The organism is Glycomyces buryatensis (assembly GCF_004912275.1).
GTDB lineage: Bacteria > Actinomycetota > Actinomycetes > Mycobacteriales > Micromonosporaceae > Glycomyces > Glycomyces buryatensis.
Window position 1 is genome coordinate 34,868 of sequence record NZ_STGY01000005.1, and the last position, 20,659, is coordinate 55,526.

The window sequence follows — 20,659 nt, forward strand, 5'->3', positions numbered from 1 at the left end:
CCCAGATAGTGGTTTTCAACCCGGGCCCTCCTTCTACGCGCGAACCAATCAGGACAGATCACCCGAGCAGGTAACGGAACCACACATAGGCCACAGGGGCCACCATCAAAATGGAGTCAAGTCGGTCCATCACCCCGCCGTGTCCGGGGATGAGGTTGCTCATGTCCTTGATGCCGAGGTCCCGCTTCAGCAGCGAGACGGACAGGTCCCCCAACGTAGCGGCGAGCGCCACGCAGACGCCGAACGCCACGCCCAAGGCGAATTGAACCTCGAAGAAGAAGTACAGCGTCACCGAACCGCCCAGGGCGGCGGCCACGATCGAGCCGGCCAGTCCCTCCCAGGACTTCTTGGGGCTGATCTTCGGCGTCATCTGGTGGCGCCCCAACAGCACTCCGGCGGTGTAGCCGCCGGTGTCGGACAGGACCACGGTGAACAGCATGATCAGCACCTGCGCCGCGCCGGTCTCGATGAGCTTGGACGAGCCCTCGGTGGAGGTCGCCAGGAGCAGCACGAAACCGGCCAGGAACGGGATCTGGATGAGCACCAGGGCGGCAGCGGGGACGTCGGCCCGGTATCCGGTGGCGCCCTCGGAGAGTCGCCACACGAACAGGGCGGCCACGCCGACGGCGGTGCCGAGTAGCAACCCGGTGGCGCCGCCGAACCAGGCCAGGACCACGATGAGCGCGCCGGCGGCGGCCAGCGGGATCACCGGGACGTTCTTGCCGCCCTGGCGCATCGCATTGCCGGTCTCCCAGCAGGCGACGGCGACGGCGATGGCGGCCAGGACGAGGAAGGCGATCGGATTGATCACCAGGGAGGCGATGACGACTGCGGAGAGGCCGAGCCCGACGCCGATGGCGACGGGCAGATTGCGTCCGGCCGAGGGCTTGCGTCGGCCCTCGGAGCCGGTCTCGGCGGTGTCAGACCCTCGTCCATCCCCGTCTTCCGACGGGCCTGGACGACGGTCGGGGGGACCGTCGGGGAGCGCGCTCATCAGATCTCGAGCAGTTCGTTCTCTTTGGCGCTCACCATTTCGTCGACGTGACCGGTGAACCGACCGGTCAGGTCGTCGAGCTCCTTCTCGGCGGCGTGGCCCTCGTCCTCGCCGGCCTCGCCGTCCTTGACGATCTTGCCGATCTCATCCTTGGCCTTGCGGCGGATATTGCGGATGGCGACCTTGGTGTCCTCACCCTTGCCGCGCGCGACCTTGATCATTTCGCGGCGGCGCTCCTCGGTCATGGCCGGCAGGTTGAGCCGCAGCTGGGTGCCCTCATTGGACGGGTTGACGCCGAGGTCCGAGTTGCGGATGGCGTCTTCGATGTCCTTGATCTGCGAGACGTCGAACGGCTTGATGAGCACCATGCGGGGCTCGGGAATGCCGATCGAGGCGACCTGCGAGATCGGCGTCTGGGCGCCGTAGTACTCGACAGTGACCCGGTTGAACATGGCGGAGGAGGCGCGGCCGGTGCGGATCGCGCCGAATTCCTCTTTGGCGTGCTCGATGGCCCGCTCCATCTTCTCCTCGGCTTCGAGGAGGGTGTCGTCAATCACGGCTTTCTCACATTCTTTTGCAGCCTGACAGCAACTCTGACCGTACCGCGCCGCTGTTACACGTCGGCGGCGTGGATCAAGGTCCCGAGCTTTTCCCCGATGATGGCGCGGCGCAGGTTGCCGTCGTCATCGGCGCCGAAGACGCGCATCGGGAGGGCGTTGTCCTTGCAGAGGCTGAAGGCGGTCTGGTCGACGACCATGAGCTCGCGCTTGAGGGCCTCGTCGAAGGTGATGTCCTCGAGGCGCTGCGCGGACGGGTCGGTGCGCGGGTCCGCGGTGTAGACGGCGTCGACGCCGTTCTTCGAGACCAGGACCTCTTGGGCGCGAATCTCAAGGGCGCGCTGGGCCGCGACGGTGTCGGTGGAGAAGTACGGGAGCCCGGCGCCGGCGCCGAAGATGACGACGCGGCCCTTCTCGAGGTGCCGGATGGCCCGCAGGGGGAGGTAGGCCTCGGCGACCTGGGCCATGGAGATGGCGGTCTGGACTCGGGTGTCGACGCCTTCCTTCTCCAGGAAGTCCTGGAGGGCGAGGCAGTTCATGACGGTGCCGAGCATGCCCATGTAGTCGGCGCGGGCGCGGTCCATGCCGCGCCGCTGGAGTTCGGCGCCGCGGAAGAAGTTGCCTCCACCGACGACGACCGCCACCTGGACGCCCGCGGCGACTCCGGCCGCGATCTCGCGGGCCACGCCCTGCACGACGTCGGGGTCGACGCCGACGGCGCCGCCGCCGAAGGACTCACCGGACAGTTTCAGTACGACCCGGCGGTTCGTGGTTTGGCTCATGACGCTCCCCTGCTCTGGCTCGGATGTATAACCGGCTCCATGCCCTGGTGGGCCGCGGAGCGGGACTCCTTGCGGCCGCCGTGTTCATTCAAGACACGGCACTCCAGGCATGGAACGAGGCGGCGGCCTGCGCCGCCGCCTCGTTCCGTCGCTATACGGCTGAAGCCAGTGTAGTCGGCGGTCTCAGACCGGAGACTACTCCTGACCGACCTCGAAACGGATGAAGCCCGTCACCTCGGTGCCGGCCTCCTTGAGGACGGCCTGGACGGTCTTCTTGTTCTCGATGACCGAGTTCTGCTCGAGCAGGACGAAGTCGCGGTAGTACGCCCCGACCTTGCCCTCCACGATCTTGTCCCAGGCGCGCTCGGGCTTGCCCTCTTCCTTGGCGGTTTCGAGGGCGACGCGCTTCTCGGCCTCGATGAGGTCCGTGGGGACCTCATCGCGGGTGAGGTAGCGCGGGCGCATCGCGGCGGCCTGCATGCCGACCTGGCGGGCGGCTTCGGCGTCGCCGGTGTAGGAGACGATGATGCCGACGGCGGGCGGCAGGTCGGCGGACTTGCGGTGCATGTAGACCGCGATGTCTCCGTCGAGCGAGCCGATGCGGCCGAGGACGATCTTCTCGCCGAGCTTGACCGATTCCTCGGAGATGAGCTCCGAGACGGTCTTGCCGCTCAGCTTGGCGTCGGCCAGCGCGGAGGCGTCGGCGGGGCGGACCTCATCGGCGAGTTCGACCAGGCTCTGGGCGAGCTCGATGAAGGAACCGCTCTTGGCAACGAAGTCGGTCTCGCACAGCAGCTCGAGGATCGTGCCGCCGGCCTGGGCGACGAGGCCCTGGGCGGTGGTGCGCTCGGCCCGCTTGCCGACATCCTTGGCGCCCTTGATGCGCAGCGCTTCAAGCGCGGCATCGTAGTCGCCTTCTGCCTCTTCAAGGGCCTTCTTGACGTCCATCATTCCGGAGCCCGTGGCTTCCCGGAGCTTCTTGACGTCAGCCATCGTGAAGTTGGCCATTGCTCCCCTTCTTACTTGTCGGCTTCTTCGACGGTCTTCTCGCCAGACGGCTCGACGACCTTCTCGGTGTCTTCGGTCTTCTCGGCGTCGAGGAGTTCCTTCTCCCACTCGGCCAGGGGCTCGCCGTCGGTCTTGCCGGCCTTGGCCTCGGTTCCGCCGGAGCGGGCCAGGAGGCCTTCGGCGGCGCCGTCGGCGATGATCTTCGTCAGCAGGGCGACGGAGCGGATCGCGTCGTCGTTGCCGGGGACCGGGTGGTCGACCTCGTCGGGGTCGCAGTTGGTGTCGAGGATCGCGACGACGGGGATGCCGAGCTTGCGGGCCTCGTCGACGGCGATGTGCTCTTTCTTGGTGTCGACGATCCAGATCGCCTGGGGGACCCGGTCCATGTCGCGGAGGCCGCCGAGCGTGCGCTCGAGCTTGTCCTTCTCGCGCATGAGCTGGAGCATTTCCTTCTTGGTGCGGTTGGCCGCACCGTTGGCCTCGATGATCTCGAGTTCCTTGAGGCGCATCAGGCGCTTCTGGATGGTCTGGAAGTTGGTGAGCATGCCGCCGAGCCAACGGTGGTTGACGAAGGGCATGCCGACGCGCTGGGCCTGCTCGGCCACGGCTTCCTGGGCCTGCTTCTTGGTGCCGACGAAGAGGACGGCGCCGCCTTCGGCCACGACGTTCTTGACGAAGTCGTGGGCCTTGGAGGCGTAGTCGACCGTCTGGCGCAGGTCGATGACGTAGATGCCATTGCGGTCGGTGAGGATGAACCGCTTCATCTTCGGGTTCCAGCGACGGGTCTGGTGCCCGAAGTGCACGCCGCTTTCCAGCAGCTGCCTCATGGTGACAACCGACACGGTTGTAGTCCTTTCGTTCCCTGGTTTATAGCGGGGAGGTGCTCGAAGTCCGAGCCCCCGCTCCTGGCGCTCACCAACGGCGATCATTCAACCGGGAAGTACCCCGGACCTGGGAGATCGCGGTGGCCAGACCTCACCCATTTGGGAATGGCATGGAGTCTTGGCCGCGGCGAGCGCGCGAAGTCGGTTCAGTGCGCAATGGCGCTGTACCGCTCCGATCAGTGTACTCAGTGCGCGGGCCGGGCTTCCAGGCCGGTGCACCGCAGTGACAGATGCAATGAGGGGTCCCGGATTCGGCTCCCCCGAACGGCGGATGAATGCCTCAGTCGATACGGCACATCTCAAAGTTGTCCACAGGGTGCGATCGGGGTTATCCACAGGCGGAAAACTTTTTTTGGCCGAGACTGGACAGCCGCCGACCATTGAGTCATGCAACGACTACACCGAGTCCTGGTAATTGTTCTCACTGCGGGGAGCCTGCTGGCGGCCCTGTCGATCGCGGCCCCGACGATGGCCCGGGCCGCACCGTCCGCGGCAGAGGCGAGTGCCCTGACCGTCACGACCCCGGCCGGACCCGGCGGTCCTGTGACCCGAATCCGGGCCGACGTTCCCGCGGCCGCCCCCGGCGGTTCGTGGCGTCCTCCGATCGGACCGATCGACGTCGAGACGCGCTTCGATCCACCGCCGTTGCCCTGGATGCCCGGGCACCGCGGCGTCGACCTCGGGGCCGCCGCGGACGGATCGGTCCGGGCCGCCGGAGCGGGGACCGTCGTCTTCGCCGGCGATCTCGCCGGGAGGGGCGTGGTGAGCATCGACCACGCGGGCGGCCTGCGCACCACCTATGAACCGGTCGACGCGCTCGTCGCGCCGGGCGACGCCGTCGCCGCGGGCAAGGTCATCGGCCGGCTCCAAGCGGGACACGCCTCCTGCCCCGGCGCGATCTGCCTTCATCTCGGCCTCAAGCGCGGCCCGCTCTACCTCGACCCGCTACTCCTATTCGGACAAGGCCAGGTGCGACTACTCCCCCGGCCGGGACGAGCGGAGGCCGCGCCGTGAACCGCCGGTGCCGCGAACGGCCTCCCCAGTCCTCGCCGCAACCCGGGACGCGCGGCTCCGGCCGGCTCGATCGGGGCCGGGCCCATCGCGTTACTGCGGGGGCACCCGTGAACCTGCGACGGCTCCGCCCGCACCAGCTCGGACGGATCGGCGAACTGTTCGCCGCCGCCCACCTCCAGCGGGACCGGATGCAGGTCCTCGCCCGCAACTGGCGCCATCGGCGCGGCGAGATCGACCTCATTGCCCGCCAAGGCGACACGGTGGTCTTCTGCGAGGTCAAGACCCGCCGTTCCGAGCGGCACGGCGGCCCGCTCGGTGCCGTCGACGGCGAGAAACTCCACCGCGTCGAACGCCTCGCCCGGGCCTGGCTGCACGAGCACTGCCGCCATGACCAGCCCTGGCGGGTCGACCGGCTCGCCCTGACCGTCACCGGCACCGCCCGCATCGCACTCGAACACCATTGGGGGACCCGCCATGGGTTACAGCCGCACCTTCACCGTCTGCATGATCGGCGCCGTCGGCACCATCGTCACCGTCGAGGCATCGGTCTTCAAGTCCTCGTCCAAGGGCGCCGACACGGTCCGGATGTCCGGCCTCCCCGACAATGTCGTCAACCAGGCCCAGACCCGCGTCCGCTCCGCGATGGCCAACTCCGCGTTGAAGTTCCCAGACCGCTCGATCTCCGTCAACTTCGGGCCGGCCTCGGTGCCCACCACCGGTTCGGCGGCGGACCTGGCGCTCGCGATCACCATCATGTGCGCCGACGAGACCCTCCCCGCGGAGCGGCTGGCCGATACCGTCCTCCTCGCCGAGCTCGGTCTCGACGGCAGCCTCCGGGCGGTGCCGGGCACCCTGCCCGCCCTCATGGAGGCCCGCCGGGCGGGCATGACGACGGCGATCGTCTCCCCCGCGAACGCGGCCGAAGCGGTGCTGGTCGACGGCCTCACGGTCCTGGCCCCAAGGAACCTGGCCGAACTGGTGGCGTGGATGTACGGACAAACCGCCCTGGAACCGGCCGCGCGCACGCCCGCCGCCCCCGGGCCGCCGCTGCCCGACCTGGCGGATGTGGTCGGGCAGGCGGGGGCCAAGCACGCCTTGGAGATCGCGGCGGCCGGAGGACACCACATGTTGATGATCGGCCCTCCCGGCGCCGGAAAGACGATGCTGGCCGAACGGCTGCCGTCGATCCTGCCGCCGCTGACCGACGCCGAGGCGGTGGAGGTGACCTCGCTGCACTCGATTCGAGGACGATTCACTGGCGGGGCCGCTTCACTGATCCGCCACCCCCCCGTTCGAGGCACCCCACCATTCTATGACGATCCAAGCGCTCATCGGCGGAGGACGCATCGCCGGACCAGGCTCATTGGCTCTGGCGCATAAGGGAATCCTATTCATCGACGAAGCTCCAGAATGGCGCCGAGAAGTCCTTGATTCACTGCGACAGCCACTGGAGAGCTGGCAGGTTCTAGTCCGCCGCGCGGAAAACACGGTGCGATACCCGGCTCAGGTGCTGCTGGTGATGGCGGCAAACCCCTGTCCATGCGCCCCTAATCGACCAATCGATTGCAAGTGCCCTTCAGGGGACAAGAAGCGCTACTTCAGTCGCCTCTCCCGACCACTGCTCGACCGAATCGATCTGCGGGTCGAGGTCTCGACGCCGCCGGCTTCGGTGATCTTGACCGACCAGTCGAAGGCCGAACCGTCGGAGACGGTGGCGAAGCGGGTGGCCCGGGCGAGGGAGGCGGCCGCGGCCCGCTGGGCGGAGGCGGGCCAGGGCTGGCGGCTCAATAGCGAGGTGCCGGGCCCGGCGCTGCGGTCGCCGGAGTGGAGGTTGTCCCCGAAGGTGACTAGGAGCGCCGATGAGCTCCTGCTGAAGGAGCGTATTACCGCTCGAGGGTACGACCGGATCCTGAAGCTGTCGTGGACGATCGCCGATCTGGCGGAGCACGACGGACCGCGGGAGGAGGACGTGGCGGCGGCCAGCCAACTGAGGATCGGCTACACGATGACGTGACCGCCAAGGGAGGAACCGCACCGCACCGCACCGCACCGGTCCGGACCGGGGCAGTTTCTCCGCCCGACCACCGACCGTCAATCCCGCCGCGGCCCCATCAGTTTTGTCCGACCGTCCGACCGTTCACCTTTGGAGGAACCGTGTTTCAGCTTCCCGATGACCCGCGCCTGGCGCTCATGCTCCTTTCCTCGATCGTCGAACCCGGCGACGCGGAGCTCGATGAGCTGCTCGGCGAGGTCGGGCCCGTCGAGGTCGTGGGGCGCATCTGGGAGGGAGACGTGCCCGAACGTCTGCGGCGCCTCACCAGTGCTCAGGTCGCGTGCACTCCCGATCCCGCCGACCGAGCCGACCAGATCGCCTCCGCCACCGAGTCCTGCGGCGCACGCTTCCTCATCCCCGGCGATCCGGCCTGGCCCGAACAACTCCGCGACCTGCATCTGGTCTGCGACGCCGACGAACCGCATCTGCGCCCGCCGCGCTGCCTGTGGATCCGAGGAACCGGAGAGCTCGCCGCGATCTGCCGCCGCTCGGTGGCCGTCGTCGGGGCACGCGCCGCCAGCGAATACGGCCAACACCTCGCCGACGACCTGTCCGCCGACCTCACCGAAGCCGGGTGGACCGTCATTTCAGGTGGAGCCCTGGGCATCGACCGCTCCGCTCACCTGGGCGCGATGGCCCGCGGCGGTCCGACCGTGGCGGTGCTGGCCTGCGGGGTGGACCGGCCGTATCCGAAGGCCAATCGGTCCATGTTCGACCTGGTGCTCGAGAGGGGGCTCATCTTGAGCGAGTGGCCGCCCGGGTCGGCGACCATGCGGCACCGCTTCTTGACGAGGAATCGAGTGATCGCGGCGCTGTCGGCCGGAACGGTGGTCATCGAGGCTGGCAGCAGGTCGGGCGCCCGGAACACCGCCCGCCACGCGGCCGAACTCGGCCGGGTCCTCATGTTCACGCCGGGACCGGTGACGTCTTCACAGTCGGTGGGCGTGCACCAGCTGGCGCGGGAGGGGTGGGAGGCGCGCCTGGTGACGCGTGCGGAGGAGGTGATCGAGGACCTGACCGGCATCGGCGGCCCAATGGCCGCGCCACCGCCGATCCCGAAGCGGCCGTTCGACCGGCTGAACGAGGTCGAGGCGAGGCTGGTGGAGTCGCTGCCGAGGGGCTACGTGGTCGAGGAGGCCCAACTCGCGGCAGCGGCGGGAGTCCCGGTGGAGACGGCGACAGAAACCCTCCGGAGCCTTCGAAAAGCCGGATGGGTGGAGCTCATGGAGGGAAGGTGGCGCCTATCGAGGGGAGGAGTCGCATAGCCGCTGGTCGAGCAAAGCCGAAGGCGCCCAACGGTCAAGCCGAAGCCGAGCCGATTCGGGGAGCCCCCCAGCCTCGAATGGCTTGGGGCGATTAGCAGTTGGTGGTCGCGGTCGGGTAGTCGACCCAGATCGTTTGGGGATCTTGGAGTTCGGCCCTGGGGGCCCAGCATTCATACACCGCTCGTTCGATGCAGGCCGCCCCGGTGTTCGCCACCGATTCCACGTCCGGAGAGGCCAGGCGCAGCCGCACCCAGTCCTCGTTGCGGCCCAGCACCAGCATGTCCGTGTCCCGCCAGCGTGCCTTCGTGTAATACCGCTGCGGCGCGGTCACCGGACTGCGGCTTACGGCGCCTCGCACATAAGCGCTGTATCCGTGTCCCGGATCGGCCGTGACCGTGATCTGCTCGCCCTCGTGCCGGCCCACCAGGCCGGCGTGCACGGACGGGTCGACCCTGAACAGGGCCCGCCCCGTCTCCAGGCCGGGAATCCGGCTGATCAGTTCGCGGTGCCGGGCGCCGGCCATGCGGTCCCACACGTTCGTCTGGGGTTGGTATTGGAACAGCGAGATCTCATTGCCGTCGGCGGTATAGGCCAGAATCTCGGCCCGCGCCGTCAGCGGAAGGTCGGCGAGGTCGGCGGTCGCGAATTCGGGGAGGAGATGGCTTCCGCTGGGGACGAATCCGGTTCCCAGGATCATCGATCCGCGCCGCTCGCGCCCGGGCATGGCGACCAGCCCGGGGAATTGCTGGGCCTCGGTGCTCACGTAGTCGCGGGCGCAGATCGCCTTCCACCGCAGTGCGAAGGTGACCTCGTGGTCGTTCTCGGGGTCGCCGTTGAGGACCACCCGGTCGGCGGGGGTCCGCAGGTGTGCGACGTCGAATTCGCGGAAGCAGACCCCGCTGACCAGTGGCGCCGAGGTGAGTTGCCGGGCCACTTGGTTTCGGCTGAGCGGCTTGGTCATGCGGGTGCCGACGGTGACGAAGGCGGTGGCGCGCACCGCCGAGACCAGCGCCCGCTCGGAGGCGTCGATACGCGGGTTCTGGCTGTACTGGTGGACGATCTGCGCGTCGGCCCCGGGCATGACCGGGACCGACAACGGTGCGACTCCCGCCCGGAGCAGTTCCCCTCCGCCGCTTTCGACTTCGGAGGCGTGCACATAGCGGTGGAAGGATTTGCCGCTGGGTTGGAACCCGTGTTCCTGGGTGTCCGAATAGAGCTCGAATGCCGCCCCGCCCGCGATCGAGCGCGCTCGGTAACGCCGTTCGTGCCAGACAATCTCGGTGGTGCCGGTCGAGGTAGCCGGGGGGGCATGCATAAGCGGAGCCTACCGAGATCGGGGAACGCCGAGGTGAATCAAAAGTGAACAACTACAGATGGGCACGGCTCCGCGCGCTCACGTAGTCTCAGTGACTTTTTTGAGACCGCGTGGCGCGTCCGGGTTCTCGCCCCGCCCGATCGCCAAGTGGAGCGCGAGTTGCTGCAGGGGAAGGATGTCGAGGATAGCGGCCATGCGCTCGTCCACTGCGGGCGTACGGAGCCTAGCGGTCTGACCAGGGAGGTCGGCCGCGCCGACCACGACCACGTCGGCCCGTTGGCGGCCCAGCTGAGTCAGCACGTTCCACATCGCGTGCCCGCCGGGGCCTGCGCCGACGACGGCGAGCACCGGCACGCCCGCATCGGTCATGGCGAGCGGTCCGTGCAGCAGGTCGGCTCCCGAGAATGCAAGCGAGGGAAGGTACGAGGTCTCCATCAACTTCAGCGCGGTCTCACGGGCGGTGGGGTAGGCGTAACCGCGCCCGGTGGTCACGAAGCGCTCGGCGAAGCGGTAGCGCCCGGCCAGTTCGGCGGAGGTGGAGCCGTCGAGGACGTCGCTTGCGAGCTCGGGGAGCTTGTCGAGCATGGCGCTCTCGGCCGCTTCGAGCCGGCCGGTGCCGGTGCGGATGCCCTCGATGAGCAGCAGCAGGGTGAGCAGTTCGGCCGTGTAGGTCTTGGTGGCGGCGACGGCCCGCTCGTGTCCGGCGCGGATGTCGATCTGCAGTTCGGCCTCGCCGGCCAGACGCGAGGCGGGGTTGTTGGTGACGGCCAGGGTGAGCGCGCCCGAGGCGCGAGCGGCCGCGATGACCTGCGAGAGGTCGGGGGAGCCGCCGGATTGGCTGACGGCGATGACCAGGCAGTCGGACCAGTCGGGCCGCGAGTCGTAAACGGTGACGACCGATGGGCTGGCCAGGCTCGTGGGAATGCCGAGCCGGATCTCGGTGAGGTAGGCGGCGTACAGGGCGGCGTGGTCGGAGGTGCCGCGCGCGGTGAAGACGATGGAGCGGGGCTTGTACTCGGCGATGCGGGCGGCGACCGAGGCGATGTCGGCGGCGCCGTGGTCGAGCAGGCCCGCCAGGACGTCGGGCTGCTCGGCGATGTCGGCGGCCATGCCCTGCCCGGGTCGGGCGGACGACTCCGGCCGGTCGGCCGGGGTGGCCTCGTCGGCTTCGCCGGCGTGGGGTTGGTTCACGTGACGCTCCTAATGCGCGGTTGCCTCGAAATATTAAATAAACCTTCATAATGAGCCTAGTCGACCCCGGCCCGCGGCGTCCACCCATCTACCTCTGTGTTCCCAGTCAACGCCCTCTGACCCACGGGGATGATGCCGGTATGGTTGAGCGGATATTCAGACCGACCTAGGAGGATGCCGTGGCTAAGGCAGCCCGCAAGCGCAAGTCGCGCAAGAAGAAGTCCGCGAACCACGGGAAGCGGCCGAACAGCTAGCGTCCTGCGGGGCAGGAGCACCTGCCCCGCTATCGCACTGGTCGAACCAGGACAAGAACGAGACTTGCCCATATGACCGAACCGCCGCGCGAAGCGCGCGAAACGGAACAGCAGCCGCAGCCGAGCACCCGCGAGCGCATCCAGCAGACCGCGATCGCGCTGTTCAGCGAGCACGGCTACGAGCACACCTCTCTGCGTGAGATCGCCGAGCACCTCGGCGTCACCAAGGCCGCCCTGTACTACCACTTCAAAACCAAAGAAGACATCGCGGCGAGCTTTTTCGACTCCTACGCCGAGGACGTCGACCGCATCTGCGATTGGGGCGAGGCGCAGCCCCGGAGCCTGGAGACCAGGACCGAACTGATGCGCCGCTATGCCGAGGTCATTCGCGCGCACGTCCCGGTCCTGCGATTCCAGCAGTACAACCAGGCCGCGCTGACGCGACTGGACCGCGGCTCGATCTTCAGTCGACGCAGGCTGCGGCTCTTCGCGCTCCTGGCCGACGAGGACGACCTGCTGCTGCACCGCATGCGGGCCTGGGACGCGATCACGACGCTGTACAGCAACTGGATCACCTTCCCCAGGTCCGGGGACACCGATCAGGAGCTGCGCGAATCGGCGCTGACGATCTCGATCCGCCTGCTGGAGGCGAACGCGCGGGAACAGCGCGAGCAGCACCAAAGCTAAAGGGGAACAAGCGAAACCGCCCGGGACATTGCCGGGCGGTTTTTCGTTCGGGTGCGAGCGAGCCGGGCGCGAGCGCGAGCGTCGCCGCTCGCGGCGCCGGCCGGGCCGAGCACGGCCCGATGCCGGACTAGCGTTCGCGCTCGGCGACCTCGGTGAAGACCTCGCTGACCTGCTCGATGGCACTGAGCTTGCGGCGCAGGCGATCCTTGACCTCGTCAGGGGCCCGCTCGCCGCTGCAGCAGCGGTGCACGATCGCGCGCACCTCCTGCTCGATGCCGTATTCGGCCAGGCACGGCGAGCACTCGTTCAGGTGCGACTTGATGACGGTGCGGCGAGCCTCGGAACACTCGTCGTCGATGTAGAGGTAGACCTCCTCGAGCACTTCACGACAGTCGAGGTCGGGCATGTCCGATTCTGGGCTGGTCACCGTTATCCCTCCTGTGCAGGCGACAGGCCGCGGTCGGCGGCGTACGAGCTCAGCATCTGGCGCAGCTGCCGGCGTCCCCGGTGCAGCCGCGACATGACGGTTCCGATCGGGGTGCCCATGATGTCGGCGATCTCCTTGTAGGAGAAGCCTTCGACGTCGGCGAGGTAGACCGTCAGGCGGAAGTCCTCGCCGAGCCGCTGGAGGGCCTCTTTGACATCGGAGTCGGGAAGGTGGTCCAGCGCCTCGGTCTCGGCCGAGCGCAGGCCCGTGGGGCTGTGCGATTCCGCGTCGGCGAGCTGCCAGTCGGTGATCTCGTCGGTCGGCGAGGTCTGCGGCTGGCGCTTCTTCTTGCGGTACGTGTTGATGTACGTATTGGTGAGGATCCGGTACAGCCACGCCTTGAGGTTGGTGCCCTCGCGGAACTGGTGGAACTTCGAGTAGGCCTTGAGGTAGGTCTCCTGGACCAGGTCCTCGGCGTCGGCGGGGTTGCGGGTCATGCGCAGAGCGGCGCCGTAGAGCTGGTCGAGCAGGGGCATCGCGTCGCGCTCGAAGCGCTCGCGCCGCACCTGGGCCGTCTCCTCGCCTGGCTCTGTCACCGTCTCCCTCTCGTTGAGCATCACTTCCGAGACTACGGCAGCGGTGTTCGAGAGGGCGGGGGAAATACCTCCGGCAGTGACGTCGGCGGAGGTCTCGCCATTGGCGTCAAGGGCCCATTCCGGCCCACGCAGCAGCGCGGCCACGCGCTCATCGTCGCGGGGTTGCCGAACGGTCATCATCATGCGGGTGCTCTCCTTCCCGGGAGACTCGAACCTCACAACGCCGCCCGCCCCGGGTTCATTCCGCGTCGGCGCCAAGACTCCCAGTCGCCCTCGCCACACCCGCCGTATCCGGGGTCGGGCGTGTTGCGATTGCGCTCCCCCCAACGGCAACAGTGCCCGCGCGGTGCGACATTTCGACGTCGCGCGGCGCGCCCCACGACGTCGGTCACGAAGCGGGGGAAGTGCGAGAAATTCGGGTATTCGTACTAATTTGCTACCTTATGGAGCGAACTAGTAACTTTCGGTGCCCGAGGTCGTTATCGTGGGTGGACCCGCGAGGGTCCTGATCGCGTCGGACACTCGATGCGTGAACTCCCAGTACCTGCCCCGGGTCGGCGGACTTGACACCGCCGTCGGCCCGGGGAGGTCCACTCCCCCACCGGATCGGTCCCGCGAATCGCCGTCCTGATCCGCCCCGGCGACCGGTTCCGCTGAACGCCGACCCGTTCCGGGCACAGAAAAACCGCGGCGCCTTCGGGCTCGCGTCGCGGTTTTCCGGGCACTCGGTTCAGTTGTCTCGCGCTTACGCACTCACGGCCAGCGGGTCGATGGGCGCCATGTCCTTCCAGACCTCCATCATCGCCCGACGCTCGCGGGGCGCCGTGGCACCCCACACGCCGTGCCGGTCGCGCGCTTCCAGGGCCCGCACCAGGCACGGAGTCCGGACCGGGCACGAAGCGCACAGGGCCAGCGCCTCGTCCACGGGTTCCCGGGGCTCGGGGTACATGAGGTCGGGCTCGGCGTCGGCGCAGTTGCCTTCGCGCAGCCAGTCGTCCGCGCTCATGCGGTAGTTCCCTTGGATCTCATTGCGGTATTCGCTGGCATCGAGCAACCGGGGGTCCATCCGGGCTCGGTCAACTTCTTCGGGGCGGATACGCCGCATCACTGCCTCCTCTTCCTTTCACCGTCCGACCCCGTCAAGCTGGGTTCCTCAATCGGGGGATGGAGCGCTGCTTTACCTCCGTCGGCGGCTTGTACACGAAAGAACGACGCGCGTGGGTACAGATACCGTTCAGTAGGGGTGATTGAATTCACAATCCTGGGATGGTCGAAGACCCCGAATCGCCACCTGGCGAAGCTTGCGAGCCAGGCATTTGCTCAGCAATGGGACGCACGAGCTCGGGCCCGTCGTTGCCGGTGCGGCCGACGGCGCGACCGACCTTTCGGATCTCCAGCCGGTCCTCCAGCGCCGTCTCGGGGCCGGCCAGCAGCTCGCCCTCGTCGGCGTCCTCCTCACCCAGCCAGGCGCCGAACCGTTCGGGCGGAAGGACATACGGCATCCGGTCGTGCACGGTCTCGACCGCCTCGTTCAGCGCCGGGCAGGTGAGGACGGTGAAGCTCAGCATGCTGACGTCCCCCTGGGACCAGGTGTCCCACAGGCCCGCGAACACCACTCCACCCGGTTGGGTGAAGAAATAGGGCTGCTTGCCGCCGCCGGGGAGCTTCCGCCACTCGTACCAGCCGTCGGCCGGAATCAGGGCCCGCCGCGAGGCGAATGGGCGCTTGTAGGCCCGCGAGGTCGCGACGGTCTCGATGCGGGCGTTGAACATCCGGGTGCCGACCGACGGATCGGAGGCCCACGGCGGCACCAGGCCCCACCGGGCCAGCTCGACCACGCGGGACTCCCGGCTCCCCGAGCGGCGCACCACCGGCGCCTGCACCGTGGGCGCGATGTTGTAGCTCGGCGTCCATGCCCCGGCGATCAGGTCGTCCGCGTCGAACAGGGCGGCCATGTCGGCGCCCGACTTGCTGTTGGCGTACCTCCCACACATGGCCCCACGCTAACCCCGACCCCCGACATTCCGTACCCCCAATCTGGGACACCGCACCGTTCCTGTTGCGAATGAGGTACCGGCCGGTCGTGTCTCCGGGTCCGGACGGTCCGCAAACTAGACTGGCGGGGTGAACGCAACCGCCGCTCCCAAGCAACGCCGTTGGACGCCGCCCTTCGCCGAGCGCGCGCTCGACGCCGTCGTGCGCGTGCCCGGATCCAAGTCGCAGACCGCGCGCGCCCTCGTCCTCTCCGCGATCTCAGACGGCCCCTCGACCATTCGGCGGCCCCTGGTCGCGCGCGACACCCTCCTCATGGTCGACGCGCTGCGCTCGCTCGGCGCCGACATCGACACCGGCGACCCAGAACAGTGGACGGTCACCCCCGGTCCCCTCCGCGGCGGCGCCGACGTCGACTGCGGCCTCGCCGGCACCGTCATGCGCTTCCTCCCGCCGATCGCGGCCCTCGCCGACGGCCCGGTCGCCTTCGACGGCGATCCCCACGCGCGCAAGCGCCCCAACGACGGCGTCATCAAGGCCCTGCGGGACCTCGGCGTCGAGGTGGACGACGGCGGCACCCCGGCCCTCCCCTTCACCGTGAACGCCACCGGCTCGGTCACCGGGGGCGCCCTCGAAGTGGACGCCTCCAAGACCTCCCAGCTGGTCAGCGCCCTGCTCCTGGCCGCTCCCCGCTTCGAGCGCGGCCTCGACCTGCGCCACACCGGCGACAAGCCCGTCCCCAGCCGCCCCTACCTCGACATGGTCGTCCAGATGCTCCGCCAGGCCGGCGCCGACGTGGACGACTCCGAGGAGAACCGCTGGCGCGTCGCCCCCGGCACCCTCGACGGTCGCGAATGGGTCATCGAGCCCGACCTGCAGAACGCCGCCCCGTTCCTGTGCGCGGCGGTCGTCGTCGGCGGCCGGATCACCATCGCCGACTGGCCCACCCGGACCACCCAGGCCGGCGACCGCATCCGCGACGTCCTCACCGAGCTGGGCTCGCGCGTTGAGTGGAGCCGCGACGGCCTCACCGTCATCGGCGCGCCCTCCACGCTCGAAGTGGACCTGGATCTGGCCGACGCCTCCGAGCTCACGCCGTCCCTGGCCGCCCTCTTCGGCGTCTCGCGCGGCACCTCCTCCATCTCGGGCGTCGCGCACATCCGCGGCCACGAGTCCGACCGGATCTCGGCGCTGGCGACCGAGCTGGGCAAGCTCGGCGCCGAGGTCGACGAGCGCGAGGACGGCCTGGCGATCACCGGCCGCGAGACGCGCCCCATGACCTGGGAGACCTACGCCGACCACCGCATGGCCCACGCCGGCGCCATCGTCGGCCTGGTCACCCCCGGCCTCGCGCTCTCCGACGTCGCCTGCGTGTCCAAGACCTGGCCTGACTTCGCCGAGGTCTGGGAGCAGACGATCCGCGGCGGCGGCAACGCCGAGGAGGCCGAGGCCTAGTGCCGGTGCAGGGCTGGGACGAAGCGGACGAAGAGCAGGACTGGGACGAGGAGGACGTACGGGTCCGGGCCTCGCGCCGGTCCCGCCCCCGGACCAAGATCCGGCCCAAGCACGCGAACGCGCGCGAGGGCCTCGTCACCGCCGTCGACCGCGGCCGCTACACCTGCCGAGTCGAGGGCGACCCGGTCACCGCCATGAAGGCCCGCGAGCTCGGCAAGCAGTCGATCGTCGTCGGTGACCGCGCCGGCCTCGTCGGCGACCTGTCCGGGGCCCCGGGCACGCTCGCCCGGATCGTCCGCATCGAGCCCCGCAGCGGCGAGCTGCGCCGCTCCGCCGACGACGAGAACGCCCATGAGCGCGTCGTCGTCGCCAATGTCGACCGGCTCGTGATCGTCGCCAGCGTCATCGACCCGCCCCTGCGCTACGGCTTCGTGGACCGCTGCCTGGTGGCCGCCTTCGACGCCGGGGTCGCCCCGGTGCTGTGCCTGACCAAGAACGACCTCGCACCCGAGATCGTGGACGAGGCCCGCTCCTACTACTCCCAGCTCGACCTGACCATCGTCACCACCCGCCCCGACGAGCCGCTCGATGAACTGCTGGCCCTGTTGGCCGGCAAGGAGAACGTGTTCTTCGGCCACTCCGGCGTCGGCAAGTCCACGCTCATCAACCGGCTCGTGCCCGGCGCGGGCCGCGCCGTCGCCGAGGTCCGCTCCATCGGCAAGGGCAGCCACACCTCGACCAGCACCGTCGCCCTGGAACTGCCCGCCGGCGGCTGGGTCATCGACACCCCCGGCGTCCGCTCCTTCGGCCTCGCCCACGTCACGCCCGACTCGATCCTCAAGGCCTTCCCCGAGCTCAAGGCCATCGCCGAGGACTGTCCCAGGGGCTGCACGCACACGCCCGAGATCGGCGACTGCGCCCTCGACGCGGCGATCGGTCCCGACGACCCGCGGGCCGGACGCCTCGCCTCGTTCCGACGCATGCTCGCCTCACTGGCGGAGGCCGACGGCAAGACTTGATTAGGATGGGCGCATGTCCTCCTCTTATAACGACGACCTGGGTCTGGCGCATCTGCTGGCCGACTCGGCGGCCCAGATCGGCAACGCCAGGTTTCGTTCCTCGGACCTCCGCGTCTCCACCAAGCCCGACATGACCGAGGTCTCCGACGCCGACACCACCATCGAGGAGGTCCTCCGCTCGACCCTGTCGCGCGCCCGTCCCCGCGACGGCGTCTACGGCGAGGAGTTCGGGGACAACCCGGGCGCCTCGGGCCGCAAATGGGTCATCGACCCGATCGACGCCACCCGCAACTACGTCCGCGGCGTCCCGGTGTGGGCCACGCTCATCGCCCTGTTCGAACGCGGCGAACCCGTCGTCGGCGTCGTCAGCGCCCCCGCCCTGAACCGGCGCTGGTGGGCCATGAAGGGCGCGGGGGCCTGGGCCGGACGCGATCAGCGCGGAGGCAAGAAGATCCAGGTCTCGCGCGTCTCCAAGCTCGCCGACGCCTCCGTCAGCTACTCCTCGATCACCAACTGGAACAAGGTCGACCGCCAAGGCGCCATGCTCGGCCTGCTCCACGAGGTCTGGCGCGAGCGCGGCTTCGGCGACTTCTACTCCTACTGCCTGCTCGCCGAGGGCTGCGTCGACATCGTCGCCGAACCCGAAGTGGCCCTGTGGGACCTGGCCCCGCTGGCGCTCATCGTCGAGGAGGCCGGCGGCACCTTCACCGATCTGAAGGGACGGCCCGGACCGGACGGCGGCACCGCGGTCGCCACGAACGGACTGCTCCACGAACCGGTCCTCGACCGGATCGGCATCCGCTAGAACCTGCGAACGCGAAGACGAGCCGGACCATCTCGGTCCGGCTCGTCTTCGTCGTCTCTAGCGCTCCGCGAGGAACTTCAGGTGCTCGCCGAGCTGGTGGACGCCGCCGCCCTCGTGCTTGTTCCACGGCCACACGGTGATCCGCTTGTCGCCCTGCCAGCGGTTGTAGGCCGCGAACACCGTCGACGGCGGGCAGACGTCGTCCATCAGGCCCACCGAGTACAGCGCCGGAGCCGTGCCGCGCGCGGCGAAGTGCAGCCCGTCGAAGTAGTTCAGCGTCTCGAAGACCCGGTCCTCGCGCAGCCGCTGGCCGGAGAGGAACTCCACGATCTCCTGGTACGGGAACGAATCGGTGATCACGACCGCCCGCTGGAAGTGCGTCAGGAACGGCACGTCGATGATCGCGCCCGCCACGTCGTCGCGCAGGCCGCCGACCGCCTGGGTGATGCCGCCGCCCTGGCTGCCGCCGGCGATGACGATCCGGTCGGGGTCGATCCCGTCCAGGCCCTTGGCGACGTCGACCGCGCGGTAGGCGTCGGTGAACACCCGCCGGTAGTAGTAGTGCTCGGGCGATTCGAGGCCCTGGGTCATCCAGCCCTTGTTGGTGGGGCCGGTGGTCCCGTACGGGTCGGCGGTGTCGCCGGGCTGCCAGTTGCCGTAGCCCTGGCCCCGCGTGTCCATGACCAGCTTGGCCCAGCCGGCCGCGGGAACGGCGGTGTGCGCCCACGGGTAGGAGCGGCCGCCCGAGTAGCCGATGTACTCGACCACGCACGGCAGGGGGCCCTCGATTCCCTTGGGCCGCAGGAACCAGCCCTTGATGGGGTGGCCGCCGAAGCCGGCGAATTCGAGGTCGAAGACGTCGATCGTCGGCAGGTGCGTCTCGAACGGTTCGAGCTTCACGGCGAGATCGTGCGATCCGGACTCCGCGACGGTCCGCTTCCAGAACTCGTCGAAGTCGGCGGGTTCGGGCACGTCAGGACGGTATTCGCGCAGGGCCTCAAGGGGGAGGTCGAAAAGAGCCATGTCGAGTTTGTATCACGATCCAACAAAGGCGTCCACAGCGATGAACACCGATCGTCGTCACCCTGTGTGCAAAAGTGACGTTTGTGCGTTATGTGATAGACAGGAGATCGATATGTCAGCGACATGTCCCTTGCGGAGCCATCCCGGCACGGACCTCCGCGGGCGATCGCCAAGGGCGGCAATACGGTTCAAACCATTTTGCATGCCTTCGGGCGATTAGTTCGCGCAACCGCTTGCATCTCATGGATGGCGTCGGTAACATATCGACACAATTCAATAGATTTAGTCCATCTACGAGAGGAACGGAAACGTGAGCACCAACCCGGCAGTTCCGCGCATGAAGCGGCGCGTGCTCCTTGCTTCCAGTGCGGGCGCCGCGGCGGCAGCCAGCGGCATCGGCATCTGGGCCACCCAGAACGCCGGCGCCGACGAGGCCGGCGCCACGGAATCGGACGCCACTCAGAGCGATGTAGGCGTTCAGCAGGAAGGCCCGCTGGGCTGGGGCAGCCAGAACGGCGGCGTCACCGGCGGTTCCACCGAGACCCCGGTCTCCAGCGCCGACGAATTCCTGGCCGCCATCAGCGAAGGCGGCCTCATCGTCCGACTCAGCGGCTCGATCTCCATCTCCGGGATGAACGACGTAGCCTCGGACACCACCGTCATCGGCGACTCCGGCGCGACGATCACCGGCGGGGGCCTCAATGTCTCCGGCGCTTCGAACGTCATCATCCAGAACCTGACCTTCGACGACTGGGACGACGACGCCATCAACGTCCAGTCGCAGTCGTCCAACGTCTGGATCGACCACAACACCTTCGGCGTCGGCTACGACGGCTGCGTCGACATCAAGCACGGCTCGGACTTCGTCACCGTGTCGTGGAACGTCTTCAACGGGCACGACAAGAACATGCTGCTCGGCCACTCGGACGACAACGGCGACGAGGACACCGGCCACCTGCTGGTGACCTACCACCACAATTTCTTCAACGGCACGAACCAGCGCAACCCGCGGGTCCGCTTCGGCGACGGCGTGCACGTGGTCAACAACTACTACCTCGACATCGGCTCCTACGGTGTCGCGACCACGATGGACGCCGGGGTCATCCTGGAGGCCAACTACTTCGAGAACGTCGCCGAGCCGGTTCACATCGGCGAGGGCGACTCGGAGCCCGGCCGCCTGGTGGCGATCGACAACTTCCTCGTCAACTCCGGCGAGCCGGAGACCGCGGGCGAGGTCTCGACCGACCTGCCCTACGACTTCCCGGTCGAATCGGCAGAGGGGATCGCCGATACCGTCTCCGGCGGTGCGGGAGCCTCCTAGCCACTCTGGACACTGAA

22 protein-coding genes and 1 pseudogene are annotated in these 20,659 nt (G+C 68.5%); 11 read left to right on the forward strand and 12 right to left on the reverse strand.

What is annotated here, in order from left to right; translation table 11 throughout:
* Nucleotides 1–58 precede the first annotated feature (58 nt).
* The 5 genes from FAB82_RS01975 to rpsB all read right to left on the reverse strand — a co-directional run bounded on the left by FAB82_RS01975 (nt 59) and on the right by rpsB (nt 4,183).
* Nucleotides 59–994 carry a phosphatidate cytidylyltransferase gene (locus tag FAB82_RS01975; protein ID WP_136532867.1) on the reverse strand — a complete coding sequence of 312 codons (936 nt, stop codon included), beginning with the start codon at nt 992–994 and terminating at the stop codon, nt 59–61.
* The gene (gene frr, locus FAB82_RS01980) at nt 994–1,551 is read right to left on the reverse strand and encodes a ribosome recycling factor (RefSeq protein WP_136532868.1); all 558 of its coding nucleotides are present in this window, start codon (nt 1,549–1,551) and stop codon (nt 994–996) included. The genes FAB82_RS01975 and frr overlap by 1 nt, the downstream gene beginning before the upstream one ends.
* Nucleotides 1,552–1,607: 56 nt before the next feature.
* Nucleotides 1,608–2,333, reverse strand: coding sequence for a UMP kinase (gene pyrH / locus FAB82_RS01985; protein ID WP_136532869.1), 726 nt, complete (start codon nt 2,331–2,333; stop codon nt 1,608–1,610).
* A gap of 195 nt (nt 2,334–2,528) precedes the next feature.
* Nucleotides 2,529–3,341 (reverse strand): translation elongation factor Ts, encoded by an 813-nt coding sequence (gene tsf / locus FAB82_RS01990; protein ID WP_136532870.1) that lies wholly within the window; start codon nt 3,339–3,341, stop codon nt 2,529–2,531.
* A gap of 11 nt (nt 3,342–3,352) precedes the next feature.
* Complete coding sequence (gene rpsB / locus FAB82_RS01995) at nt 3,353–4,183, reverse strand: 30S ribosomal protein S2 (RefSeq protein ID WP_136532871.1); 831 nt, start codon at nt 4,181–4,183, stop codon at nt 3,353–3,355.
* Between the two features lie 429 nt (nt 4,184–4,612).
* On the opposite strand from rpsB, the gene FAB82_RS02000 reads away from it, so the two are divergent.
* From FAB82_RS02000 to dprA, 5 genes and pseudogenes are all read left to right on the forward strand, one after another.
* Nucleotides 4,613–5,239, forward strand: a complete 627-nt coding sequence (locus tag FAB82_RS02000; RefSeq protein WP_211116318.1) for a murein hydrolase activator EnvC family protein — start codon at nt 4,613–4,615, stop codon at nt 5,237–5,239.
* Between the two features lie 107 nt (nt 5,240–5,346).
* Nucleotides 5,347–5,688, forward strand: a pseudogene (locus tag FAB82_RS28505) (YraN family protein); the annotation flags it as partial.
* A 25-nt stretch (nt 5,689–5,713) separates the two neighbouring features.
* Nucleotides 5,714–6,619, forward strand: coding sequence for a magnesium chelatase domain-containing protein (locus FAB82_RS02010; RefSeq protein WP_281276834.1), 906 nt, complete (start codon nt 5,714–5,716; stop codon nt 6,617–6,619).
* Nucleotides 6,552–7,253 (forward strand): ATP-binding protein, encoded by a 702-nt coding sequence (locus FAB82_RS28275; protein WP_281276835.1) that lies wholly within the window; start codon nt 6,552–6,554, stop codon nt 7,251–7,253. The genes FAB82_RS02010 and FAB82_RS28275 overlap by 68 nt, the downstream gene beginning before the upstream one ends.
* Nucleotides 7,254–7,393: 140 nt before the next feature.
* The gene (gene dprA / locus FAB82_RS02015; protein WP_136532872.1) at nt 7,394–8,557 is read left to right on the forward strand and encodes a DNA-processing protein DprA; all 1,164 of its coding nucleotides are present in this window, start codon (nt 7,394–7,396) and stop codon (nt 8,555–8,557) included.
* Between the two features lie 91 nt (nt 8,558–8,648).
* Here dprA and FAB82_RS02020 read toward each other — a convergent pair whose 3' ends face one another.
* Nucleotides 8,649–9,872, reverse strand: coding sequence for a hypothetical protein (locus tag FAB82_RS02020; protein WP_136532873.1), 1,224 nt, complete (start codon nt 9,870–9,872; stop codon nt 8,649–8,651).
* A gap of 78 nt (nt 9,873–9,950) precedes the next feature.
* Complete coding sequence (locus tag FAB82_RS02025) at nt 9,951–10,982, reverse strand: SIS domain-containing protein (protein WP_136532903.1); 1,032 nt, start codon at nt 10,980–10,982, stop codon at nt 9,951–9,953.
* A gap of 260 nt (nt 10,983–11,242) precedes the next feature.
* Between FAB82_RS02025 and FAB82_RS28765 the strand changes: the two genes are divergently transcribed.
* Both FAB82_RS28765 and FAB82_RS28280 read left to right on the forward strand, forming a co-directional pair.
* On the forward strand, nt 11,243–11,317 hold the full coding sequence (locus tag FAB82_RS28765; RefSeq protein ID WP_373897052.1) for a 50S ribosomal protein bL37: 75 nt from the start codon (nt 11,243–11,245) through the stop codon (nt 11,315–11,317).
* Nucleotides 11,318–11,389: 72 nt separating this feature from the next.
* The gene (locus tag FAB82_RS28280) at nt 11,390–12,004 is read left to right on the forward strand and encodes a TetR/AcrR family transcriptional regulator (RefSeq protein WP_136532874.1); all 615 of its coding nucleotides are present in this window, start codon (nt 11,390–11,392) and stop codon (nt 12,002–12,004) included.
* 127 nt (nt 12,005–12,131) lie between these two features.
* On the opposite strand, the gene rsrA is transcribed toward FAB82_RS28280, so the two are convergent.
* The 4 genes from rsrA to FAB82_RS02050 form a co-directional block, all read right to left on the reverse strand.
* Entirely contained in the window at nt 12,132–12,410 is a 279-nt protein-coding gene (rsrA, locus tag FAB82_RS02035) for a mycothiol system anti-sigma-R factor (RefSeq protein ID WP_136532904.1), read from the reverse strand.
* 23 nt (nt 12,411–12,433) lie between these two features.
* On the reverse strand, nt 12,434–13,210 hold the full coding sequence (locus tag FAB82_RS02040; RefSeq protein ID WP_281276836.1) for a sigma-70 family RNA polymerase sigma factor: 777 nt from the start codon (nt 13,208–13,210) through the stop codon (nt 12,434–12,436).
* Nucleotides 13,211–13,772: 562 nt separating this feature from the next.
* The gene (locus tag FAB82_RS02045) at nt 13,773–14,132 is read right to left on the reverse strand and encodes a WhiB family transcriptional regulator (RefSeq protein WP_136532875.1); all 360 of its coding nucleotides are present in this window, start codon (nt 14,130–14,132) and stop codon (nt 13,773–13,775) included.
* 148 nt (nt 14,133–14,280) lie between these two features.
* A complete protein-coding gene (locus FAB82_RS02050; protein ID WP_136532876.1) occupies nt 14,281–15,021 on the reverse strand; it encodes an SOS response-associated peptidase in 741 nt (246 codons plus the stop codon).
* A 130-nt stretch (nt 15,022–15,151) separates the two neighbouring features.
* On the opposite strand from FAB82_RS02050, the gene aroA reads away from it, so the two are divergent.
* Genes aroA through hisN form a run of 3 tightly spaced genes read left to right on the forward strand, consistent with a single transcriptional unit; the run spans nt 15,152 to nt 18,298 of the window.
* The gene (gene aroA / locus FAB82_RS02055; protein ID WP_136532877.1) at nt 15,152–16,474 is read left to right on the forward strand and encodes a 3-phosphoshikimate 1-carboxyvinyltransferase; all 1,323 of its coding nucleotides are present in this window, start codon (nt 15,152–15,154) and stop codon (nt 16,472–16,474) included.
* Nucleotides 16,474–17,493 (forward strand): ribosome small subunit-dependent GTPase A, encoded by a 1,020-nt coding sequence (gene rsgA / locus FAB82_RS02060; protein ID WP_136532878.1) that lies wholly within the window; start codon nt 16,474–16,476, stop codon nt 17,491–17,493. Before aroA ends, rsgA begins: the two co-directional genes overlap by 1 nt.
* Before the next feature lie 13 nt (nt 17,494–17,506).
* A complete protein-coding gene (gene hisN / locus FAB82_RS02065; RefSeq protein WP_136532879.1) occupies nt 17,507–18,298 on the forward strand; it encodes a histidinol-phosphatase in 792 nt (263 codons plus the stop codon).
* 57 nt (nt 18,299–18,355) lie between these two features.
* Here hisN and FAB82_RS02070 read toward each other — a convergent pair whose 3' ends face one another.
* Nucleotides 18,356–19,321: an acetylxylan esterase gene (locus FAB82_RS02070; protein ID WP_136532880.1), complete on the reverse strand. Its 966-nt coding sequence runs from the start codon at nt 19,319–19,321 to the stop codon at nt 18,356–18,358.
* A 337-nt stretch (nt 19,322–19,658) separates the two neighbouring features.
* On the opposite strand from FAB82_RS02070, the gene FAB82_RS02075 reads away from it, so the two are divergent.
* A complete protein-coding gene (locus FAB82_RS02075) occupies nt 19,659–20,642 on the forward strand; it encodes a pectate lyase family protein (protein ID WP_136532906.1) in 984 nt (327 codons plus the stop codon).
* Nucleotides 20,643–20,659: the final 17 nt, after the last annotated feature.